A 25,505-nucleotide genomic window follows, 5' to 3' on the forward strand; every position below is an offset into this window, starting at 1 on the left:
GGGTGGGTCGTCGAAGGAGAAGCCGCTGGTCGACCGGGGTTCCGGGTCCACGTTGGACGGGAAGCCCGGTGAGAAGTGGGTGTCCCGGGATTCGGGCGATCGCAGGTCGATGACCGTGAACGACCTGCCGGCGGATGGTCCGGTGAAGGGCGGGTCGCCGAAGGAGAAGCCGCTGGTCGACCGGGGCACCGGGTCCACGTTGGACGGCAAGCCCGGTGAGAAGTGGGTGTCCCGGGATTCGGGCGACCGCAGGTCGACGACCATGGACGACCTCAAGAAGTCGGGGGACGCGGACACCCCCTCGCCGAGGGAGCACGAGGGCGGCACCGACGGGTCGAAGCAGAAGCCCTCCGCGGGCGAGGCCCCGGGCAAGGGGGACCGGCCCACCCCGGACCAGACGCGGCAGAGCGGCCGGCAGGAGGGGACGACGACGAAGTCCGAGGGCTCGGCGCCGAAGAAGCCCACCGTGCGGCCGTTCGGTCCCGAGAAGGTGAGGACCCTCGCCGATGGCCCCCAGGACGGGGCGGGGCCGAGGAGCAGCACCTCGGAGTCGGGGATGCGACCCGGCGGCTCCAACGTGAAGACCGTCACCGAGGCCAAGCCGACCGAATCGGGGGCGGGCGGCTCGACCAAGGTCGGATCGTCCACCGAGAAGCCCGTGAGCAAGACGGAGCCCTTCTCCGGCCGGGGCGATCGTCTCGGCGGGGGGGCGCGGGTCTCCGAGGACGCCGGAGCGTCGAACCGAACCGGCCCGCGGAGCGGATCCCAGCAGGAGTTCCCGAACGCGGAGACATCGACGAATAGCCGGGGTCCGCAGTCGGAGCTGGCGGCGAAGCAGGAGACCGCGGCGAACGCCCGGATCGCCAAGGCCAAGGCCGAGGCCGATGCGGCGGCAGCGGCGAAGGCGGGTGCGGGGGCCGAGGCCGGCAACGCGGGGGCGAAGGCGAAGTCCGGTGCGGGGGTGGAGGGTTCGGGTTCGTCGGAGCGGGTCAAGTCGTCGGCGGAGTTGACGGAGTTGACGGACAAGCGGGAGGCCGCGGCGAAGCGGGAGGCCGCGGGGAAGGATTGGGTGACGCCCAAGGGTGAGGAGCCTGCTGGGACGAAGGCGAAGTCCGGTGCGGGGGTTGAGGGTTCGGGTTCGTCGGAGCGGGTCAAGTCGTCGGCGGAGTTGACGGACAAGCGGGAGGCCGCGGCGAAGCGGGAGGCTGCGGGGAAGGCTTGGGTGACGCCCAAGGGTGAGGAGCCTGCTGGGGCGTCCGAGAAGTCCGGTGCGGCGGTGGGGGGTTCGGGTTCGTCGGAGCGGGTCAAGTCGCCGTCGGAGATGCGGGAGGCCGCGACGAAGCGGGAGGCTGCGGGGAAGGCTTGGGTGACGCCCAAGGGTGAGGAGCCTGCTGGGGCGTCCGAGAAGTCCGGTGCGGTGGTGGGGGGTTCGGGTTCGTCGGAGCGGGTCAAGTCGCCGTCGGAGATGCGGGAGGCCGCGACGAAGCGGGAGGCCGCCGGGAAGGCTTGGGTGACGCCCAAGGCCGAGGCCGATGCGGCGGCGGTGGAGAAGCCCGGCGCCGGATCGGCTGCCCGGCCCCGGGTGCCGGAGAAGCCTTCGCCGGAGGTGCGGGGCGAGGAGGCCCGGCTGACGGCGCAGAAGCACGCGGAGGTCATGGACCGCTGGCTGGAGCACAAGCGGCAGGACCCGGAGACCCGGAAGCTGACGGAGCAGCGTGCCGAGGAGGCGCGCCAGGCGGCGGAGAAGCAGGCGGAGCGGCGGGCGGAGGTGGCCGCGGAGCGGCGGGAGCGGGCCGCTGCCGAGCGGGAGGCGTCCGAGCGGACGAAGGCGCAGGTCGCGGAGGCCGAGGCCCGGGCCGACCGCCGGCGAGCGGAGGCGGCGGCCGCCGAGGATGCCCGGTGGCGGGAGCTGTTGCAGGACCTGCGGGACAAGTCGGGTGGGAACTCCGGGACGATCGGGGAGATCTCCTTCGCCGAGGCCAGGGCCCGGATCACCCAGCGGGCCGATGCCGCGCTGCGCAGGCCCATGCGCGAGTACACGGGGCCGGCGGACTTCGAGGCGATGGACCGCTACCTGGCACCCCACCTGGTGGCCGCCGAGGCCGAGGCCTGGCACGAGCTGGCGCGCGAACTCGGCATCAACGTGGGCTCGTTGGCTCGGCAGGGCCTCATGCCGAGGTTCCCCCGGAACCTTCCGGAGCGGCCCGGCGGGAGGGTCGCCTTCGAGGCAGAGGCGTCCGCCGTCTCGAAGACCGGACCGGTCGGGGGCAAGGGCAAGGGCCTGGCCGTCGAGCCGGTTGAGACTGTCGAGGCCGGCAAGCCCGGCAAGCCCGTCGAGGCCGTCGTGAAGGAGCCCGAGGAGGAGATCACGGTTCTGCGGGCTCCGAACCCGGACGAGACCTGGGCGCAGATGGAGGCCCGGGAGGCCCGCGAGCTGGCGGCGGCGATCGAGCTGTCGACGCGGCTCCGGCAGGAGTCGAGCGGGGGCGGGGGGCCGATCACCTCGGCGTCGGCCGCGTCCGGGAGCCGGACCGGGTCGGCGCTGACGCCCGAGGCCAAGGCGAAGCTCCTCCAGGTCCCCACGCAGGCCCTCGACGAGGTCTCCCCGGCGGAGGGGTCGGCGTCGACTCAGCCGGAGGTGCCCGTCGTCGCGCAGCCGGAGGCGCCGTTCACGGCGCAGGAGTTGATCGACGAGCTGGTCGGCCTGATGCCCGGGGTTCCCCAGGCGCCGGCGGGTCTGCTGGGTCCGGACGTGTTCGGTGACCGGGTCGTTCCGCCCGCTCCGGAGTTCCTCCAGGGCTACGACTACCGGCAGTTGAAGTCGGAGTCCCGGGTGGCGTTCTTCCGGGCGCTGGACCTGGCGCGCGCGACCGCGCCGACGGCCGAGGGGCTCGCCCCGGAGACGCTGGGCCAGCACCCGGAGTCGGTCGTCGAGTCCAGTGGGATCCGGACGATGTCGCGGAGTACCGGTTCGGGGTTTCTGCGGAAGTGGGTGCGCATTCCGCGGCTGGTGCACTCGATCTGGCTGGGTGGTCCGCTGTCGGCGGACAACGAGCACACGGGTCCGTTCATGACCAATGTGCAGGACTCGGCGGACGGTCCGGGCCAGGAGTTCACCCATGTGATCTGGACGGATGTCACCCGTGCCCGGGTCGCCGAGGCCAGGGCGGCCGAGGGGACGGGCGACGACACGCCCGAACTCGCCACCGTACGGGCGATGGTGACGTGGGCGGGGACCCGGCCGCGCGGGAACGTGGTGCTGGTCAACGTCGACGAGGTCTTCTCGGCCGAGGCGCCGATGGGCCTCGAAGCGGCCTACAAGATGGAGACGGCGAAGCGCCTCGGGCAGGGGTACGCCTCGGCGAGCGACATCCTGCGACTGGAGGTCCTCGGCCGGTTCGGCGGGATCTACACCGACGGCGACAACCGCCTCCGGACCGACCCCACCCCGGCGGTCCGGCGGATCGTCGAATCCGACCAGGGCTTCGCCGTCGCCAAGGTCGGCAACGCCGGCATGGCGAACGCGGTGCTGATCGCCCCGGCCGGGCACCGCGCCGTGCGGCAGCACCTGGAGGTGCTGCGCCGCAACTACCTGCGCAGCTCGCACGAGAACACCGTCCGCGGAGGCTACTTCCAGTACCTGGACCGGATGTCCGTGTCCAAGACCGACTTCCGCGAGGCGGACAAGATGGCGGGGGAGGACCCCGTCTGGGTGCAGGGCCACACGGAGGAGCGGGACAAGAACGCGGTCCTCTATCTGAGCGGGACCGGCATCAACATCTGGGCGGACCTGGCGCACGGCCTGGGGCTCAAGGGCCCCGGCAGGCTCCCGGTGGTCGAGCCGGGTGTGTTCGAGATCGGGGTCGGGAACACCTGGGTGCCGCGCGAGCAGCCGGCCGCGGAGGCGGAGCCGGCGGAGGGCGACCAGCAGCCCGAGGCGCCCGACCGCGCGGCGACACTGCTGGCGGCCCGGAACATCATCAACACGTTGATCCGCGAACTCTCCTACCAGAGCGGTAAGTTGGCTCTGAGCGAGGTGGCCGCGCGGGTCGCCCGGCACCCGCAGCCCGAGTTGCTGTGGGACACGGTGATCGGCTTCCTGGCCGGCCACCCCGAGCTGCGGACGCGGGTGCAGTGGCGCACCGTCCAGAAGTACGACGCGGGGACGAGGCCGATCGGCGCCCCGGTGCCGCTCCCGCCGTGGTCCGCCGGCCTCCTGGTGCCCGAGCCCGGGGAGGTCGAGGGGATCAAGACCGGGCGGGGTGTCGAGCGGGTGCGCATGCTGGCGCCCGAGGAGGTGCCGCCGCCCGCCGCGACGGGGGTGCTCCAGGTCCCCACCCAGGCCGTCGACGGTGTGGTCCCGGCGGTGACCGACCTGGACCGGGCCCGCGAACAGCTGGTCGCCGTGGGTGCGGGTGAGGGGGAGCGGGCCGCGATCGGCGCGCGCCTGGACGACCTGGTCGCGGCGCTGGACGAGATCGGTGCGGGTGCGGAGGCCCGGCAGGGTGTCGGCACGGCCTTGCAGATGGGTGCTTTCCAGCAGGCGTTCGCCGACCTGGGGCAGACGCAGCGTCTGGAGGTGCTCCGGCTGCTGGCGCAGGCGCTGCGGGACGGGCTGGAGCCCGGGGCGCAGCCGATGCTGGCACTGCTGGTGACAGTGCTCCTCGCGGCTCAGCAGATCCGGGACGAGGTGCCGGTGGCGGCTGCGGGGGAGTCTCCGCGTGACCTCGCCAGGCGGTTGACCGGGTTCGCCGACGGCATCATGGCGGGCGCGGTCGCCTGGGCCCGTGAGTCGATGCGGGGTGAGGCGACCGCGCCGTACGCGGTGGTGGCGGTGGCGGGCTACGGCCGCACCGACCTGACGCCGGCCGCCGACCTGGACTTCGGCCTGCTCGGCGCCCAGGCGGACGCGGCCTGGCTGCGGTCGCTGACCAACCTGGCGGCGGGCTGGCTGGACCTGGCCCGCCAGTTCCTGCCGGTGAACGGGTCGGCGGCGGCGCCGTTCCAGGCCGACATCATGTGGTTCAACCCCAACCTGGCGGTCTTCGACCCGGAGGCCGTGCTGGAGCACGCGCTCGCCGCTTCGGCGGACGAGCTGACGCCCAAGCACGGTGTCATGCACGACACGCGGTTGATCGAGCTGGCGCCGCTCACCGGTGCCCTCGCCGCCGTCACGTCGCACGAGGGCCAGCGGGAGCTCTTCCGGAGGTTCGCCCAGGAGCGGAGCGGGCGCGGCGACGCCGAGGTGGAGTGGGCCGCCCTGCGGGAGTCGCTCGTCGGCCTCCCGCGTCCGGAGACTCTGGCGCAGGTGGACAGCGTCAACGTCAAGACCGGCTTGATGCGCCAACTGACCGTCGCCACACGGCACCTCTATGCCGCGTACCGGGCGGTGGCGAAGCCGGAGACGCCGTGGCGGCTCAGCACCGGCGAGCGGCTGGAGGAGCTGATCGCGGGGAAGGTGCTGTCGGGGCCGCTCGGCCGACAGCTGGTGGACGCCTATGTGCTGGGCCTGAGTCTGCGGCAGCGGTTGCACCAGGCGTACGGGGGTGAGCGGGACGAGGTCGCGACGGCGCAGGTGGCCGAGCCGCCGAACGGGCTGGAGCGTCTGCTGCCGGAGGAGCAGGAGCAGTTGGCGGCCGCGATCGGGGTGCTGCACGAGGTGCAGGGGAGCCTCGGCGCCCTGTGGTCCAAGGTTCAGTCCTCGGCGCCGTCGCGCTGGAAGACCCTGTTCGGGCGCCGTCCGGTGGCGGACCAGTCCGTCGGCCTGGTGCCGGACACGGTCGAGCCGGGTGAGTTGTGGGACGCGGATCTGGAGCTGCCGCTGGTCGGTGGCGGCAGTGTGCGGCTGGGCGATGTGCAGAGCCTGACCATCGTGGCGCCGGAGACGGGTCTTCCGCAGGGTCGGGCGTTCCACGCGGAGGACGAACTCGCGCAGCGGCGTGAGGTGTTGAGGAACTTCGACCTGGGGCGGCGGTGGCTGCTGGAGGTCGACGGGCAGGGACGTGTGGTCACCGGGTACCGGAAGGTGCCGTGGGGGACGGGCGGTCGGCGTTACCTCGCGCTGCTGCACGGCAACCGGGACTTCGCGGTGCTGCCGCTGTCCGGTCCGGTCGGTACGGTGAAGGTCACGGCGACGGGTCTGGCCCGGACGTTGCGGCGCAGGCCCAGCATTCAGCAGTTGGCGGCGGGTGACGAGATCGTGCTGGCCGCGTGCGACGCGGCGCTGCCCGCTTCGGATGGCGGGCCCTCGCTGGCGCAGGAGGTGGCCAACGCTACCGGTCGGGTGGTGTGGGCGCCGACCGGGAAGATCGCGGCGCTGTCGACCGACCTGGACGCGGACGCGGGCTTCCTGATGTACCCGGCCGCCGACGGCACCCCGGGTGCCTGGATCCGCTTCACGCCCAATGGTGTCGATCCCTCCCAGGACTCGGAGGAGTCGCACCCGGCGGGCGTGTCCGAGGTGGGCCCGGTGCCGCGTGGCACGGCTCCGATGGCACCGTCGCAGAGTTCGACGGGCGTCGTGATGACGGGCGTCGAGGACTCCGAGGAGGAACAGTCCGAGTCCGAGGAGGACGCGGACGACCTGGAGGAACTGGACGACCTGGAAGAGCTGGATCCGGCGGAGGGGTTCGCGTGGTCGCAGCAGCCCCAGCACCCCGGGAACCAGGGCGAGGGGTCGGGGTCTGTCCAGGCCCAGGTGTCGACCGTCATGCAACCGGAGGCGCCCTTCACGGCACAGGAGTTGATCAACGAGCTGATCGACCTGATGCCCGGGGCTCCGCAGGCGTCGGTGGCGCCGGTGGGTCTGCTGGGTCCGGACGTGTTCGGCGACCGGATCGTTCCGGTCGCGCCGGAGTTCCTCCGGGGTTACGACTACCGGAAGTTGAAGTCGCGGTCCCGGGTGGGGTTCCTCCGGGCGCTGGACCTGGCGCGCGAGACCGCGCCGACCGCCCAGGAGCTCACCCCGGATACCCTGGGCCTGCACTCGGGGTCGGTCGTCGAGTCCGACCAGTCCCAGACGATGCCGCGCAGGTCGGGCCCGATTCACCTGCCGAAGCCGGTGCGCATTCCGCGGCTGGTGCACTCGATCTGGCTGGGTGGCCCGCTGTCGATGGACAACGAGCACACCGGTCCCTTCATGACCAATGTGCAGCACTCGGCGGACGGTCTCGGCGAGGGGTTCACGCATGTGATCTGGACGGACGTCACCCGTGCGCGGGTCGCCGAGGCCGAGGCCGCGGCGGCCGCGGGGACGGACGACGGTCCGGCCGAACTCGCCACCGTGCGCGCCATGGTGGATTGGGCGAGGAGCCGGCCGAACCACAACGTGGTGCTGGTCAACGTCGACGAGGTGTTCTCGGCCGAGGCTCCGATGGGCCTGGAGGCGGCCTTCAAGATGGAGACCGCCAAGGGTCTCGGGCAGGGGTACGCCTCGGCGAGCGACATCCTGCGACTGGAGGTCCTGAACCGGTTCGGCGGGGTCTACACCGACGGCGACAACCGGCTGTTGAAGGACCTGGACCCCGAGGTCCGGCGGATCGTCGAGTCCGAGCAGGGCTTCGCCGTCGCCAGGGCCAGTGCCGCGACCACGGTGCCGAGCGCCACGACCAGCACGATCGGTACGACCACCGGGTTCACAAAGACCACCAGGACCTCCAAGGGCGGCCTGGCGAACGCGGTGCTGATCGCCCCGGCCGGACACCGGGCCGTGCGGCAGCACCTGGAGGTACTGCGCCGTAACTACCTGCGCCGCTCGAACGAGAACACCGTCCGCGGGGTGTACTTCCAGTCCCGGAAGCCGTCGCACATTTCCGGTGCCGACTTCCGGGAGGCGAAGACGTGGGTGAAGACGGACCCTGGCGAGCCGACGCGCCACACGGACGACGGGGAGAAGAACGCGGTCCTGTACCTGAGCGGGACCGGTGTCAACATCTGGGCGGACCTGGCGCACGGCCTGGGGCTCAAGGGCCCCGACGCGCTCCCGCTGGTCACCTCGGAGATCTTCGAGATCGGCACCGGGAACACCTGGGTGCCGCGGGAGCAGCCGGCGGCGGCCGTCCAGCTGCCCGAGGTGCCCGACCGCGAGGCCACGCTGCTGGCGGCCCGTCGCATCATCAACACGCTGATCCGCGAACTCTCCTACCAGAGCGGAAAGTTGGCGCTGAGCGAGGTGGCCGCGCGGGTCGCCCGGCACCCGCGGCCCGATCTGCTCTGGGACACGGTGATCGGCTTCCTGGCGCACCACCCCGAGCTGCGGGAACGGGTGCAGTGGCGCACCGTCCAGAAGCTTGACGGGGCGACGAAGCCGACCGGCAGTCCGGTCGTCCTCCCGCCGTGGTCCGACAGCCTGCTGGTCAGGGTGGAGGAGGCCAAGCCCAGGGCGGGCGTCGAGCGGGTGCGCATGGTGGCGCCCGAGACTGTGGCGCCGCCCGCCTCGACGGTACCCGCGGCGGGGCTGCTCCAGGTTCCCACCCAGTCCGTCGACGGCGTCGCCACGGTGGTGGAGACCGTCGTTCAGGAGCAGTCCGAGCTGGACCGGGCCCGTGAACTGCTGGTCGCCGTGGGTGCGGATGCGGGGGAGCGGGCCGCGATCGGTGCGGGCCTGGACCGGCTGGTCGCGGCCTTGGACGGGAGCGGCGCGAGCGCGGAGGACCGGCAGGGCGTCGGCACGGCCTTGCAGATGGGGCCCTTCCAGCAGGCCTTCGCCGACCTGGGGCAGACGCAGCGTCTGGGCGTGCTCCAGCTGCTGGCCCAGGCCCTGCTGGACGGTCTGCGGCCCGGGGCGCAGCCGATGGTGGCGCTGCTGGTGACGGTGCTCCTCGCGGCTCAGCAGATCCGGGACGAGGTGCCGGTGGCGGCCGCGGGGGAGTCCCCGCGTGACCTCGCCAGGCGGTTGACCGGGTTCGCCGACGGCATCATGGTGGATGCGGTCGCCTGGGCCCGTGAGTCGATGCGGGGTGAGGCCACCGCGCCGTACGCGGTGGTGGCGGTGGCCGGTTACGGCCGTACCGATCTGACGCCGGCCGCCGACCTGGACTTCGGTCTGCTCGGTTCCCAGCAGGACGCGGTGTGGCTGGAGTCGCTGACCAAGCTGGCGGCGGGCTGGCTGGACCTGGCCCGCCAGTTCCTGCCGGTGAACGGGACGGTGTCGGCGCCGTTCCAGGCCGACATCCTGTGGTTCAACCCCAACCTGGTGGTCTTCGACCCGGAGGCCGTGCTGGAGTTCGCGCTCGCCGGTCCGGGAGGTGAGCCGGGGCCCACACACGGTGTCATGCACGACACGCGGCTGATCGAGCTGGCGCCGCTGCCCGGTGCCCTCGCCGCCGTCACGTCGTCGGAGGGCCAGCGGGGGCTGTTCCGGACGTTCACGGAGGAGCGGGGCCTGCGCCTCGACCCCGAGGTGGAGTGGATCGCCCTGCGGGAGGCGTTCGACCGCCTCCGGCGTCCGGAGACGCTGGCGCAGGCGAACACCGTCGACGTCAAGGCCGACTTCATGCGGCAGTTGACGGTCGCCACGCGGCACCTCTATGCCGCTTACCGGGCGGTGGCGAAGCCGGAGACGGAGTGGCGGCTCAGCACCGGCGAGCGGCTGGAGGAGCTGATCACGGCGCGGGTGCTGCCGGCGGCGCTCGGCCAGAGGCTGGTGGACGCCTACAGGTTGGCCCTGAGTCTGCGGCAGCGGCTGCACCGGGCGTACGGGGGTGAGCAGGACAAGGTCGCGACGGTGGCGGCGGCCGGGCCGCTGAACGGGCTGGAGCGCCTGCTGCCGCAGGAGCAGGAGCAGTTGGCCGTCGCGCTCGGGGCCCTGCGTGATCTGGAGGGGAGCCTCGACGCCCTGTGGGTCAAGGTCAGGCCCCCGGCCCAGGCTCCGTCGCGCTGGAAGAACCTGTTCGGGCGCCGTCCGGTGGCGGACCAGTCCGTCGGCCTGGTGCCGGACACGGTCGAGCCGGCCGAGTTGTGGGACGCGGAGCTGGAGCTGCCGCTGGTCGGTGGCGGCAGTGTGCGCCTCGGTGACGTCCAGAGCTTGACCATCGTGGCACCGGGGACGGGCCTTCCGCAGGGTCGGGCGTTCCACACGGAGGACGAACTCACGCAGCGGCGTGAGGTGTTGAGGAGTTTCGACCTGGGGCGGCGTTGGCTGCTGGAGGTCGACGGGCAGGGCCAGGAGGTCACCGGGTACCGGAAGGTGCCGTGGGGAACGGGTGGGCGGCGTTACCTCGCGTTGGTGCACGGGAACCGGGACTTCGCGGTCCTGCCGCTGTCCGGCCCGGTCGGTACGGTGAAGGTCACCGCGACGGGGCTGGCCCGGACGCTGCGGCGCCGGCCGAGTGTCCAGCAACTGGCGGCGGGTGACGAGATCGTGCTGGCCGCGTGTGACGCGGCGCTGCCGGCCTCGGACGGTGGGCCGTCGTTGGCGCAGGAGGTGGCGAACGCTACCGGCCGGGTGGTGTGGGCGCCGACGGGGAAGATCGCGGCGCTGTCGACCGACCTGGACGCGGACGCCGGGTTCCTGATGTACCCGGCGGCCGATGGCACGCCGGGTGTCTGGATCCGCTTCACCCCGAACGGTGTTGAGACCGCCCAGGTCTCGGACGAGTCGGTGGGCGCTTCCGAGGCGGGCCCGGTGTCGCGTGGCACGGCTCCCCAGGTGCCGTCCCAGAGCTCGACGGACGTCGCGACGACGGACGTCGTGGAGGAGCAGCCCCAGCTCCCCGAGAATCAGGGAGAAGGGTCGGCCCAGGCGCAGGCGCAGGCACCGGAACCGCCCTTCACGGCCCAGGAGTTGATCGACGAGCTGGTCAGCCTGATGCCCGGCGGCCCGCAGGCGCCGGCGGCGCCTGCGGATCCGCTGGAGGCCATGCTGGGGCCGGACCTGTTCGGCGACCGGGTGGTCCCGCCCGCCCCGGAGTTCCTCCAGGGGTACGGCTACAACCAGTTGAAGTCGGAGTCCCGGACGGCGTTCTTCCGGGCGCTGGACCTGGCGAGCGAGGCGGCGACGCCGACGGCCGAGGGGCTCGCCCCGAAGGCTCTGGGCCAGGACCCGGAGTCCGTCATCGAGTCCGGGGCGCTCCAGACGGTGCGGCGCAGGTCGGGGTCGATGCACCTGCCGAAGCGGGTGCGCATTCCGCAGCTGGTGCACTCGATCTGGCTGGGCGGTCCGTTGTCGGCGGGCAACGCGCACACCGGCCCCTTCATGGCGAACGTGCAGGAATCGGCCGACGGTCTCGGCCGGGAGTTCACCCATGTGATCTGGACGGACGTCACCCGTGCGCGGGTCGCCGAGGCCGCGGCGGCCCTGGGGACGGACGGCGACACGCCCGAACTCGCCACCGTACGGGCGATGGTGGCGTGGGCGAGGAGCCGGACGCACCGGAACGTGGTGCTGGTCAACGTCGACGAGGTCTTCTCCTCCGAGGCGCCGATGAGCCTCGAAGCGGCCTACAAGATGGAGACCGCCAAGGGGTTGGGGCAGGGGTACGCCTCGGCGAGCGACATCCTGCGGCTGGAGGTCCTGGACCGGTTCGGCGGGGTCTACACCGACGGCGACAACCGGCTGTTGAAGAACCCCGTTCCCGAGGTCAGGAGGATCGCCGACTCCAAGCGGCACTTCGCCGTCGCCACGGCCAGTCTGGCGGATGCGCCGGGCGCCAGGAACGGCACGACCGCCAGGGGCGGCCTGGCGAACGCGGTGCTGATCGCCCCGGCCGGGAACACGGCCGTGCAGGAGCACCTCAGGGTGCTGCGAAGCAACTACCAGCGCAGCTCGCACCAGAACACCTTCCGCGGGGAGTACTTCCGGCCCCGGGGGCAGGAGGACAACACCGAGGCCAACTTCCAGCAGGCGGACGTGGTGGCGGGGCCCCCGGTCTGGGTCCAGAACCACACGGAGGAGAACGAGAAGGACGCGGTCCTCCACCTGAGCGGGACCGGTGTCAACATCTGGGCGGACCTGGCGCACGGCCTGGGGCTCAGCGGCCCCGGTGCGCTTCCCGTGGTCGAGCGGGGCGTGTTCGAGATCGGGGTCGGGAACACCTGGGTGCCGCCGAGGCCGTCGGCTGTGGCGGGCGTCCAGTTGCCCGAGGTGCCCGACCGCGCGGCGACGCTGCTGGCGGCCCGTCGCATCATCAACACGCTGATCCGTGAACTGGTGTACCAGAACGGGAAGCTGGCGCTGAGCGAGGTGGCGGCGAGGGTCGCCCGGCACCCGCGGCCCGAGCTGCTGTGGGACACGGTGATCGGGTTCCTGGCCCGGCACCCCGAGCTGCGGGACCTGGTGCGGTGGCGCACCGTCCGGAAGGTCGGCGCGGGAACCGGGCCGGCCGACCAGCCGGTGGCGCTCCCGCCGTGGTCCGCCGGTCTCCTGGTGCCCGCGTCCGAGCCGGTGGCGGGGGTCACCGCCGGGTCGGATGTCGAACGGGTGCGCATGGTGGCGCCCGAGGAGGTGCTGCCGCCCACCCCGACGGTGCCCGTCGTGGGGCTGCTCCAGGTCCCCACCCAGTCCGTCGATGGCGTGGTCCCGGCGGTGACCGACCTGGACCGGGCCCGCGAGCAGTTGGTCGCCGCAGGCGAGGGTGAGGGGGAGCGGGCCGCGATCGGCGCGCGCCTGGACGACCTGGCTGCTGCGCTGGACGCGAGTGGTGCGAGTGCGGAGGACCGGCAGGGCGTCGGCCGGGCGTTGCAGATGGGTGCTTTCCAGCAGCCGTTCGCCGGCCTGGCGCAGGCGCAGCGTCTGGATGTGCTCCGGTTGCTGGCGCAGGCGTTGCGGGACGGTCTGCGGCCGGGTGAGCAGCCGATGGTGGCGCTGTTGCTGACGGCCCTCCTCGCGGCACAGCAGATCCGGGACGAGGTGCCGGTGACGGTCGCGGGGGAGTCTCCGCGTGACCTCGCCCGGCGGTTGACCGCGTTCGCCGACGGGATTCTCACGGATGCGGTCGTGTGGGCCCGTGAGTCGATGCGGGGCGTTCCGACGGCGCCGTACGCGGTGGTGGCGGTGGCGGGCTACGGTCGCACGGACCTGACGCCGGCCGCCGACCTGGACTTCGGGCTGCTCGGCTCCCAGGCGGACGCGGTGTGGCTGGGGTCGCTGACCAACCTGGCGGCGGGCTGGCTGGACCTGGCGCGCGCGTTCCTGCCGGTGAACGGGACGGTGCCGGCACCGTTCCAGGCCGACACCATGTGGTTCAACCCCAATCTGGCGGTCTTCGACCCGGAGGCCGTCCTGGAGTTCTCGCTCGCCGCTCCGGGAGATGAGCCGGGGCCCAAGCACGGTGTCATGCACGACACCCGGCTGATCGAGCTGGCGCAGCTCACCGGGGCCCTCGCCGCCGTCACGTCGAGCGAGGGCCAGCGGGAGCTCTTCCGGAGGTTCGCGGAGGAGCGCGGCGGCCGCATCGTCCCCGAGGTGGAGTGGCTCGCCCTGCGGGAGGCGTTCGCCGACCTCCAGCGCCCGGAGGCGCTGGCGCAGGTGACCAGCGTGGACGTCAAGGCCGACTTCATGCGGCAGTTGACGGTCGCCACGCGTCACCTCTATGCCGCGTACCGGGCGGTGGCGAAGCCGGAGACGCCGTGGCGGCTCAGCACCGGCGATCGGTTGCAGGAGCTGATCGAGGGGAAGGTGCTGTCGCCGAGCCTCGGGCGGAGGCTGGTGGACGCCTACGAGTTGGCCCTGAGCCTGCGGCAGCGCTTGCACCGGGCGTACGGGGGCGAACGGGACAAGGTCGCGACCGCGCAGGTGGCCGAGCCGCCGAACGGGCTGGAGCGACTGCTGCCGGAGGAGCAGGAGCAGTTGGCCGCCGCGCTCGGGGCCCTGCGCGAGGTGCAGGGGGGCCTCGACGCCCTGTGGTCCAAGGTCAAGTCCTCGGCTCCGTCGCGCTGGAAGAACCTGTTCGGGCGTTCCCGTCCGATGGCGGACCAGTCCGGGGGCTCGGCGTCGGACTCCGAGACGCCGGTGGTCGGTGTGCCGGAGGTGCCGGACACGGTCGAGCCGGGTGAGTTGTGGGATGTGGACCTGGAGCTGCCGCTGGTCGGTGGCGGCAGTGTGCGGTTGGGTGATGTCCGGAGTCTGACGATCGCGGCGCCGGGTTCGGGCCTTCCGCAGGGTCGGGCGTTCCACACGGAGGACGAACTCGCGCAGCGGCGTGAGGTGTTGAGGAACTTCGACCTGGGGCGGCGGTGGCTGCTGGAGGTCGACGGGCAGGGGCGTGAGGTCACGGGGTACCGGAAGGTGCCGTGGGGCACTGGCGGTGGGCGGCGCTATCTCGCGCTGCTGCACGGCAACCGGGACTTCGCGGTGCTGCCGCTGTCCGGTCCGGTCGGTACGGTGAAGGTCACCGCGACGGGGCTGGCCCGGACGCTGCGGCGCAGGCCCAGCATTCAGCAGTTGGCGGCGGGTGACGAGATCGTGCTGGCCGCGTGTGACGCGGCGCTGCCCGCTTCGGACGGCGGGTTGTCGCTGGCGCAGGAGGTGGCGAACGCTACCGGTCGGGTGGTGTGGGCGCCGACCGGGAGGATCGCGGCGCTGTCGACCGACCTGGACGCTGATGCCGGGTTCCTGATGTATCCGGCCGCCGATGGCACGCCGGGTGTCTGGATCCGCTTCACCCCGAACGGCGTTGAGTCCGCCCAGGTCTCGGACGAGTCGGTGGGCGCCTCCGAGGCGGGCCCGGCGCCGCGTGCCAGCGTTCCCCTGGTGCCGTCGCAGAGTTCGACGGACGTCGCGATGACGGGCGTCGAGGGCGAGGAGGAGGACGAGCTCCCGGCCTCGAACTCCCGTACGGACAAGGGCAAGGGCAGGGTCGACGAGGCCGCCGAGGAGGACCTGGACAACCTGGAGCGGCTTGATCTGGAGGAGGCGATCGCGCGTTCGCGGCGGCCCCAGTACCCCGGGAACCAGGGAGAGGGACCGGGATCGGGGTCTGCCCAGCCGTCGGTGCCGGTGCAGGTCGTCGTGCAGCCGGAACTCCGTTTCTCGGCCCAGGATTTGATCGACGAGCTGATCGGCCTGATGCCCGGGGTTCCGCAGGCGTCGGTGGCGCCGGTGGGTCTGCTGGGTCCGGACGTGTTCGGTGACCGGGTCGTCCCGGCCGCCCCGGAGTTCCTCCAGGGGTACGACTACGGGAAGTTGAAGTCCGAGTCCCGGGTGGCGTTCTTCCGGGCGCTGGACCTGGCGAGCGGAACGGCGCCGACGGCCGAGGGGCTCGCCCCGGAGGCCCTGGGTCTGGAGCAGGGTTCGGTCGTCGAGTCCGGACGGTTCCAGACGATGTCGCGGAGTACCGGTCCGGCGTTCGGGCGGAAGCGGGTGCGGATTCCCCGCCTGGTGCACTCGATCTGGCTGGGCGGCCCGCTGTCGATGGACAACGAGCACACCGGTCCGTTCATGACCAACGTGCAGGACTCGGCCGACGGTCTCGGCCAGGGATTCACCCATGTGATCTGGACGGACGTCACCCGTGCGCGGGTCGCCGAGGCCAGGGCGGCCGCGGGGACGGACCGGGACACGCCCGAACTCGCCACCGTACGCGCCATGGTGGCGTGGGCGGGGACCCGACCGCACGGGAACGTGGTGCTGGTCAACGTCGACGAGGTCTTCTCGGCCGAGGCGCCGATGAGCCTCGAAGCGGCCTACAAGATGGAGACCGCCAAGGGTCTGGGGCAGGGGTACGCCTCGGCCAGCGACATCCTGCGACTGGAGGTTCTCCGCCGGTTCGGCGGGGTCTACACCGACGGCGACAACCGGCTCCAGGCCGACCCCGCCCCGGTGGTCGAGCGGATCGTCAACGCCCGGCGGAGCTTCGCCGTCGCGAAGGTCGGCAACGCGGGCATGGCGAACGCGGTGCTGATCGCCCCGGCCAGGCACCCGGGTGTGGAGCAGCACCTGGAGGTGCTGCGCCGTAACTACCTGCGCAGCTCGCACGAGAACACCGTCCGCGGGATGTACTTCCAGTCCCGCGACCGGGCGCACATCACCGCCGAGGAGTTCGAGGAGGCGGAGGAGTGGGTGGGGAAGGTCCCCGCCGAGGCGCAGCGCCACACGGACGACGGGGAGAAGAACGCGGTCCTGTACCTGAGCGGGACCGGTGTCAACATCTGGGCGGACCTGGCGCACGGCCTGGGGCTCGATGGCCCTGAAGCGCTCCCGCTGGTCCCCTCGGAGATCTTCGAGATCGGCACCGGGAACACCTGGGTGCCGCGGGAGCGGCCGGCGGCGGCCGTCCAGTTGCCCGAGGTGCCCGACCGCGAGGCCACGCTGCTGGCGGCCCGTCGCATCATCAACACGCTGATCCGCGAACTCTCCTACCAGAGCGGGAAGCTGGCGCTGAGCGAGGTGGCCGCGCGGGTCGCCCGGCACCCGCGGCCCGACCTGCTCTGGGACACGGTGATCGGCTTCCTGGCGCACCACCCCGAGCTGAGGGAACGGGTGCAGTGGCGCACCGTCCAGAAGTACGACGGGGCGACGAAGCCGGTCGGCGCTCCGGTCGCCCTCCCGCCGTGGTCCGACAGCCTGCTGGTCAGGGTGGAGGAGGCCAAGCCCAGGCCGGGCGTCGAACGGGTGCGCATGCTGCGGCCCGAGGACGTGCCGCCGCCCGCCGCGACGGTGCCCACCGCGGCACCGGCGGGGCAGCAGCAGGTGACCGAAGAGGAGGAGACGACCGGACAGGAGGAGACGGCCGACGGCCAGGCCGGTCAGGCACCCGGCCGGCAGTTCCACGCGCCGACCGGCGGCACCGGAGGCACCGACGGCATGACGGCCGGCACCACCGCGCCGACCCGCGGCACGCCCCAGCAGCAGGCCGCGCCGCAGCCGCCCGCGGCGACGGACCCGGCGAACTTCCCCGGCTGGCAGCCCTTCACGACCGCCCAGGGGACGGCGGCCGAGCCGCTCCGCCCCGACCGTACGCCGCGCCCCGGCCCGGGCCCGCAGACCGACCCCAACGGGGTCGTGCGGGACCACGGCGGCTGGCAGCTGAAGCCGACGGCGGTCCCGGGGGCGCAGATCACGCGGTTCCCGGCCGCCTGGCAGCGGCCGGTGATGGCGCCGGAGTGGACGTACTACCCGGAGGACTGGAGCGCCGACACGGTCCTGCGGCACGTCCAGGCGGCGATGCGGAACAATCCGAGCGTCGCGCCGGGGCCGGACGGCCTGGACCGGGCGGTCGGCTGGTCCGGGAGCCTGTGGGTCGAGGCGGTCCTGGACCAGCAGGGCTACATCCTGTACCACCACCCGCTCCCCAACTCCCCCGCGCCGTACGCGGCGTGGCAGGAGGAGGCGGTGGTCGGCCGGGGCGACCGGGTCGACCTGTTCGGGTACCCGGGCGTACTGCTCCAGCGGGTGCGGTTCGACAGCGGGCAGGACGGCTTCGAGTTCACCGTCCGGCTGCACCTGGAGCCATCCGCGGGCATGACGCCCGCCGAGCTGGACGCGGTGCGGCAGCAGGTGCGGACGCTCATGGCCGACTTCACGGCCGGGCAGCAGGTCGGGGCCTTCGACCGGCTGCTGAACGTGGGCGTGGAGTTCACCGAGGAGGCGGGCGACGGCGTCACCACGCTCCCGGTCGCGCCGGGCGCGGTGCCGAGCCTGGCGCAGGTGCTGCCGCGGCAGTTCAGGGAGGCGGCCGGAACGGTCGACCTGGAGTTCGTGACGGGGACGCAGCTGCGCAAGTCCCCGCCGGTGCGGGAGGTCCACGTCGGCGGGGACTGGACGGCCGGGCTGCGCCCGTCGTTCACGGCTCCGGCCTGGGACCGCCCCGGCCGGGGGCTGCCCCCGGAGTGGGGCACCGCCGAGGCCCGGTACGCCGCCCACCACGTGCTGCGGACGGGGACGGCCGAGGTCGTCGGCGAGGCGGCCGCGGGCCGTCCGGCCCCCGAGGTCCGCCGCGGCCGGTTCGCCGGGGTGCGGCTGAACGTCCGGGTCGAGGACGGCGTCATCACCGACGTCTGGGGCGAGCCGCACCAGAAGCTGCGGCCGCAGCTGACCGCCCCGGTGGCCGGCACCGAGGCGGTGCTGGTCCCCGCGCAGGAGGTCAGGCCGCCCCAGGACGCCTTCATCCGGGCCATCACCGCCCGGGAGCTGGAGTCCTTCGACGCCCGCCGGGTCCGGCTGCCGGACGGGGACACCGAGACGGTGCTGACCGTCCGGCTGTACCTGGACCTCGAAGCGAAGCTGGACCTCGCGGACGGGCCGACGGCCGCGGCCGTGGAGGCTCTCCGGGAGGCGGGCCGGGAGGGGGTCGAGAAGGTCTACAACACCGGGCAGCGGCTGCCCAGCGGCGATCTGCTGCGGGTCGAGGTCGAGTTCGTCCCCGACCGGTCCACGGCGCACCACACGGTCGCCGTCCGGGAGCGCCAGGACCGGGCCAACCACCGGACCTGGGGCCTGAACACCGGGGCGCGGACGATCGCCCACGAGATCGGCCACCTGCTCGGCCTGGACGACGAGTACCGGGAGGCGGGTTCCACGCCCCGGCCGATCCATCCGGACGACAGCGGGATCATGGGCGGCCGCCAGACCGACCGGTTCGGACGCCCCTGGCTGGACATGAACCACCTCCACGAGGGCCCGCTGGAGATCCTCGCCCCCTTCGCGCCGCCGGCCGCCCGCAACCTGCGGCAGCTCGGCGGGGTGGTGGACGAGGCCTTCGGCGAGGACCGCGGCCCGACGCCGGTCGGCGACGCGCCGACCCGGGCCCGGTTCCGCGAGGAGGTGCTGCGGCGCGCCCTGTACGGCGGTCCGGGCGGGCGGGACGGCCACCTGGTGCCGCCGCGGGGGTCGACGCGCCCCCGGCCGGAGCGGGTGCCGGGGTCGCAGGAGCGCAACGGGACGTTCAAGGTGGTCGGCGGGCCCGCCGACGCGGCGGCCACGCAGGTCGGCGCCCTGGCCGGCGACCTGCCCGGCCCGCGCCGGAACCGGACGGTGTTCCCCGAGCACTGGACGGCGGACGACGCGGTGTACGCCGCCGAGCAGGCGTACCAGCACGCCCTGCGTACCGGCCGGGTCACCGCGACCGGCCTGCACTCCCACCACTGGGTCGGCGAGTACGGCGGGGTGCGGATCGAGGGCCGGATCCGGGCGGGGGAGTTCGTCTCCTTCCGTCCCTCCGACGACCAGAGCGGGCTGGACACCCCGGCGTACATGCCGTGGCGCCCGACCGGTGGGGCCTTCGGCGCCCGGGTCGAGGACCTCGTCCGGTACGGCGACCGGCAGACCCTCACCGGCGTCCACGCCGAGCCGGAGAGGACGGCCGCCACGGCGCACGGCGTCAAGGTGGGCTCGGTGCTCGCGGAGAACGGCAACGGCACCTACCGGGCCGACGTCTGGTTCCTCGACGCGGCCGTGACCCCCGGCGCCCCGATGGCGAAGTTCCCGTCGCGGTGGCACCAGCACGCGGACGGGGAGACCCACACCCTCTACCCGAAGGCGTGGACGCCGTCGCGCGTCCTGTCCGCCGTGGAGCGGGCGTACGCGGCCCGGCACACCTCCGAGCCGCTGGACTCCGGCGCCGTGCGCTGGGTGGGCGAGGCCGACGGCGTGCGGATCGAGGGGATCACCCGGGACGGCCGGCACCTGACGCACCGTCCGACCGCCCGGCAGCCGCTCACCGACTGGTACGCGCCCCCGGCGGCGTCCACCGGGCCCGGCCTGCGCGGCCGCCGCGTCCGGACGGTGGACGGACAGCTGGGCATCGAGGTCTCGGCACCGGTGCACCTGCGGGTCGCGGCGGGCGCCACGCCCGCGGCGGTCGCGGACGCCCGCAAGCGGCTCCAGCGGGCCGCCGACGACTTCGTCCGGCAGCACCGCGCCGCCGGCGACCCGCCGGTCCTGCTGACCCTCGACTTCGTCGACACGGAGGCGGACGCCCTTCCGGGCGCGGTGGCCGGGGCGGACTCCGTCCCCGACGGCGCCGGGCTGGACGTGCTCCTGCCCGGTGTGGCCGGGGCGTTGACGCCCGGGTTCTCCGCGACGGTCGCGGGCAGCGCGGGCCCGGCCACGGCCACCGCCAGGAAGCAGGCCGGGTACGGACAGCGGGCGCTCGTCGAACCGGAGTTGGCGGAGCCCGCGGCACCCGGAACGGGCACCCGCCCGGCCACCGTCACCGAGATGGCGGGGCAGCAGTGGATGATCGACGGGGCCTTCGCCCCGACGCTCGCGGGGAACGCCGGGCGGGGACTGCCGTCCGGCTGGACGCCGGGCGAGGGCAGGTACGCGGCGCTCCAGGTGCTCGCCGGCTGGCGCGGCCGGCGGCGCGAGCTCGTGAAGGGCCGTTTCAACGGCGTCCCGATCGAGGTCCGGACCGAGAACGGGCGGATCGTGGACTTCCGCGGCCTGCCGGACCGGAGTGTCCCGGCCCAGTTCACCAAGGCCGTCCCCGAGCCGTCCGGCCAGGGCCTGCTCTTCCCGGCCGGCCCGCGCCACGCCCCCGAGTCCTCCTCCTCGTCGTCCTCGTCCTCCGCGCCCGCCGGCGCGATCCCGCAGCCGGCGCAGGACCCGGCGACGGCGCTGCTGCCGGGCCACGCCTCGGCCGAGGCCGTACCGGACGACCCGGCGGCGCAGCCGTTCGAGCTCCGGCGCGGCCCGCTCGTACCGGGCGGCGAGGACGTCACCGTCCTCGTCCTGCGCGTCCACCTGGACGGCTCCGGCCTGACCGGGGAGGACGCCCGGGCCAGGGTCGCCGCGCTGGGCGCGCGGATCCGGGACGCCGCCGCGCGGTTCGACAACCGCACCAGGCTCCCGGACGGCACCCCGCTGCTGGTGCGGGTGGAGTTCGTGGACGCCACCGGCGATCCGCACCGGACGGTGCTCCTGCACGAGCGGAGCGTCGCCCAGGACGCCGGGAACTGGCACCTGGAGATCTCCCGGGACGCGCTGGTCCACCAGCTGGGCCGGGCCTTCGGCATCTCCGTCACGGAGTACGCGGGCGGCGGCACGACCCACGTCGTCCCGGCGCCGTCGGTCCGCGTCCTGCGCGAACTCGGCGAGCTCGCGGACGACCGGCTGGGCCGCCTCGGGCACGACACCGAGGACGGCGAGTCGCCCCGGACGGAGTTCGCCGACGGCGTCCTGGAGGCCGAACTCGGCCCGGCCGTCGGGACGCGGGGCGGCCACCTGCCGTCGGCCATCGGCGAGGAGGGGGCCGAACAGCTGGAGCTGGTGCGCCGTCACGCCAACGGCACCCTGCTGGTGGAGACCGGCGCGGGCCGGCGCACCCTGTTCCCCGAGCACTGGACCGCCGCCGAGGCCCGGTACGCCGTCGAGCAGGCGGCCGTCGACGCGGTCCGCAACGAGACCTTCCGGGTGACCGAGAACGGGATCTTCTGGCAGGGCGTGTACGAGGGCGTCCGGATCGAGGGCAGGTCGGACGAGGACGGGACGGTCACCGCCTTCCGCCCGGCCGCCGACCAGCGCGGCCTGGTGGCGCCCGCCCACGCGCCGGGCGCCGGCGCGGTCGACGTCCCGTCGCTCGACGGGGCCCCGGTGCTCACCCCGGACCAGCTGCGCGTGTTCGGCGAGCAGGCCAGGCGGGAGGGCGGCACCGGTCTGCCCCCGGAATGGACCCGGGAGCAGACCCGCCACGCGGCCCTGTGGGTGTACGAGCAGCAGAACGGCGCGGCGAGCGGCCGTGGCCGGGATGAGATCCTCACCGGCGCCTACGGTGACGTCCGGATCAGGCTGCTGGTCCGCAACCGGCAGATCATCGACTACTGGGCCGAGCCGGGGCAGCGCTTCGACGCGACCGAACCGGCCGAGCCGGTACGGGTGCTGGCCACGGCGGAGGTGCGTCCGCCGGTCCGCCGCTTCCTGCGCTCGCTCCAGGCCCAGTTCATCCAGTCGTACGAGGTCCGGCGGGTGGTGGACGCCGACGGGGACACCCGCACCGTCCTGACGGTGCGGGTCCACCTGGAGGCCGACGGCCTGACGGGCAGCCGCGCCGAGGCCGAGCGGGACCTCGACCGGGTGCGGCTCAACGCCGAGGCGGGCGTCCGGGACGTCTTCGGCCAGGGGCTGCGGCTGCCCGACGGCAGCCTGCTGGAGGTCGCGATCCGGTTCGTCGACCGGGAGAGCGCCCACCACGTCGTCGAGGTGCGCTCCTACACCTCGCAGGAGCACGCCCAGCACTGGGGCGTGGACTCCCCGCCGAGGGTGATCGGCCACGAGGTCGGCCACCTGCTCGGCCTGGCCGACGAGTACCGGCGCCAAGGGGCCGGCCCGCGGCCCGTCCACCCGGAGTTGGGTCTGATGACCGCGCCCGGGAGCGACATCTACGGCCGGGTCTGGTACGACGCCGGGCACCCGGTGGAGCTGGGCGTCACGAACCCGGTGGTCTCGCTCCGGCCGCACAACCTGAACGAGCTGGGCGCGGTCCTCGACCGGGTCTTCCGGACGGACCTCCGGCCGGTGCCGGCCGGGGAGTTCCCGGTGCGGGCCGCCTTCGGCGAGGACGCGCTGCGGACCGCGCTCTTCGACGGGCCGGACCGGACGGGCGGGTACCTGACCCCGCCGGCGGAGTCGGGGCGGCGCAGGCTGCCCCGGGTCGGCGCGGCGAACCCCAACGGCACGTACCGCGCCGACGCGGGCGAAGCGGCGCTGGACCGGTACCGGACGATGTTCCCCGCGCACTGGACGGCCGAGGACGCGGTGTACGCGGCGCGGCAGGCCTACCTGCACGCCCGCCGCACCGGCGGGATCAGCGGGCGCGGAGACCTCGCGCAGCGCTGGGTCGGCGAGTACGACGGCGTGCGCATCGAAGGCCGGATCCGGTCCGGGGAGTTCATCTCCTTCCGCCCCGCCGAGGACCAGTCCGGGCTCACCGCGACGGCCCCCGCCCCCGCCCCCGCCACACTGTCCTTCGGCCACCGGGTCGAGGACCTCAACCGCTACGGCGACCGGCACACCCTCACCGGCTTCCACCACCGCGTCCGGGTCGGCGGGGCCTTCGCGGTGGACCCGGCGGACCACGGCCTGAGCCTCGGGCCGGTCCGGCCGCCGCGGGCCAACGAGACCTACCGGGCGCCGGTGTACTTCCTGGACCCGGGGATCGCGCCCGGCTCGCCGCTGAGCGAGTTCCCGTCCCGGTGGCGCCGCCCCGAGAACCTGGAGGCCCGGACCTTCTACCCCGTCTCCTGGGCGTCCGAGGACGTCCTGGAGCGGGTCGACCGGGCCTACCAGGAAAGGCTGTTCGAGGAGGTGCTGCCGGACGGCGCCGTGCGCTGGGTCGGGGTGGCCCACGACGTGTGGATCGAGGGCGTCACCCGGGACGGGCGGCACCTCGTCCACCGGCCCACCGACTGGCAGCGGTCCCGTCGGGAGACCGGGGCCGGGGCGGTCCCGGTCTGGGAGCGTCCCCTGGTGCGGGACGACGTCGACTACTCCATCGGCTACCGCCGCGTACGGCCGGGCGGGGCCGGCCTGCCGGACACCGAACTGGTCGTCCAGGTGCGGGACCACGGCGACCTGACCGCCGAGGAGCGGGCCGGGCTCCAGCGGCTCGCCGACGAGCAGGCCGCGGAGCTGTTCCCGGCCACGGCTCAGCCCGGCGGCCGGCCGGTTCGCATCCGGCTCCGGTTCGTCCCCGAGGCGGACGATCCGGAGGCGATGCCGCCGGTCTCGTCCTTCCCGAGCGCCTTCGTGCGGCAGCTGCGGTCGCGGCTGGAGGAGGCCGAGGAACTGGTCGCCGGACTGCACGGCACGCCGGCGCCGGAGCCGCCGCTGCTCACCCCGGTGACCCCGGGCACGGGCGAGCGCCCGGCCACCCGTACCCGCCTCCAGGACCTGGAGGCGGCGGGCATCGACGCGCCGGCCCTCGACCCGGCCCTCGCTCGCGCGCTCGCCCTCGCGGACGAGCGGGCCGAGGGAGCCGAGAGGCCCGGGGGACTGCCCACCGCGTGGACGGCCGCCGAGGGCGGGCACGCGGCGCGCATGGTCGCGCGGGAGCACCTGGCCGAGCTGGGGGACGGGCGGACGGGCACGGTCACCGGGCGGTTCGCGGGGGTGGAACTCCGGGTGACGCTGGAGGACGGCCGGATCGTCCGCTTCGCGGGCACGCCGGGCCAGACCTTCGAGAACCAGCGCCGACCGCGCCCCGCCGGGCAGCAGCCGCCGGCACTCATGGCGCTGCGCCCGGCCACCGGGTGGCAGCTCCGGGAGCCCGGGAACGACGGGCCGCACGAGGCCGTCGAGCCGGAGCAGGAGCAGCCGGCCGTCGTGGAAGCGGCCCCGGTTGCCCCGGTCACCCCGGCCGCCGTGCCGCCGGTGCGGCCGCCGGCGGCCTTCGGTGCGGCCCCGGTTGCCTTCGGTGCGGCCCCGGCGGTCCAGGCCGCCCCGGCCAGCACCGGCTCCGCCCCGGTGTCCGCGACCCCGCCGCCGGTGGTCCCCGCCGGGCCGCCGCCGCTGCCCGTGCTGGGGGGCCTGCGGTTCGACGGGACCGGCCTCACCGGCCGCCCCCCGTACGCGAGTTCGGCCGTCCGGGCCGGTTCGCCGTCGGACCCGCGGGAGTCCCGGATCCCCTGGGACACCGTCCGCGCACTGCTCAACCGCGCCTACCGCCAGGAGCGCGGCCGGCTGCTGCCGATGCTGCGGGAGTGGCTCGCCCCCGAGCACGTGGCGGCGGACCTGCTGGCCGAGGCGGACGCGCTGGTGGCGGCCCTGCCGTCGGAGCTGTTCGCCGAACTCCCGCACGAGGAGGACGCCCGACTGCTGCTCCGGGCCGGGTACCTCCTCCACGGCTCCTCGGCGGACCCGGGGGAGGAGGCCGCCGCGGCGGAGCAGGCCCGGGCCGAGCTGGCCGCCGCCCTGCTGGACCTGCTGGAGCCGCTCCGCGACCCCGCGCCGGACCCGGCCGCGGTCGAGCGGTCCCTGGACGGCCTGCGGGACGCCGTCTCCGCCCTGCCGGACCCGACCGGGGCCGCCGTGCGGGACGTTCTGGCCAGGATCGCGCGGACGCGGACGCGGATCACCGCGACCACCCCGCTGCACGAGGCCAACTCCCTGGTGAACGAACTGGCCGACCGCTTGATCGGCCAGGACGTGCGCCGCCTGCTGGGCGTGCCGACGGGCGACGGGGACCTCGAGTTCCTCGCCGGCCGGATCTTCCACGAGGCCCACGTCGTCCGTGACGACTGCTTCGACGTGAGGACGGTGCGCCATGCCCTGCGCGGCCTGTAGCGGGGGCCGTGGGAACGGCGGGACGGCCCCGGCCGTCCCGCCCCCGGGGGCCGGCACCATCCGCCCGCCCGGCGGTGTGGTGGCCGTCGACATTGCCGGGCGGGCGGAAGTTCCGTACCTTGGTGCCGGCTTTGGCTCCCAAAGGACTGTCCTTGACCTTGAGGCGTCGTCACCTGCCGTCGCACGGGCGGGTGGTGGCCACCGCCGGCGGTGGATGCGGGGAGAAGTTCCTCATGGCCGTCGAATCCGCTCCGGCCCTGAATTCCCCCCCCGATTCCCGGGCCTCCGCATGCCGGTACGGACCGGCGCCTCGGCGGAGAAGGGCGGGAGCACCGGTGGGGTGGAGCGC

2 protein-coding genes are annotated in these 25,505 nt (G+C 74.0%); one reads left to right on the top strand and one right to left on the bottom strand.

Annotated features, from left to right (window positions below; translation table 11 throughout):
- Nucleotides 1–264, bottom strand: a 264-nt coding sequence (locus tag ACFCY1_RS12200; RefSeq protein WP_375874428.1) for a hypothetical protein, incomplete at its 3' end; no start/stop codon positions are given.
- On the opposite strand from ACFCY1_RS12200, the gene ACFCY1_RS12205 reads away from it, so the two are divergent.
- The gene (locus tag ACFCY1_RS12205) at nt 263–25,156 is read left to right on the top strand and encodes an EndoU domain-containing protein (protein ID WP_375874429.1); all 24,894 of its coding nucleotides are present in this window, start codon (nt 263–265) and stop codon (nt 25,154–25,156) included. The two genes, ACFCY1_RS12200 and ACFCY1_RS12205, sit on opposite strands and share 2 nt — an antisense overlap.
- The last annotated feature ends 349 nt before the right edge of the window (nt 25,157–25,505 follow it).

It is taken from the genome of Kitasatospora sp. NPDC056273, assembly GCF_042268845.1.
In the GTDB taxonomy this organism is placed as follows: domain Bacteria; phylum Actinomycetota; class Actinomycetes; order Streptomycetales; family Streptomycetaceae; genus Kitasatospora.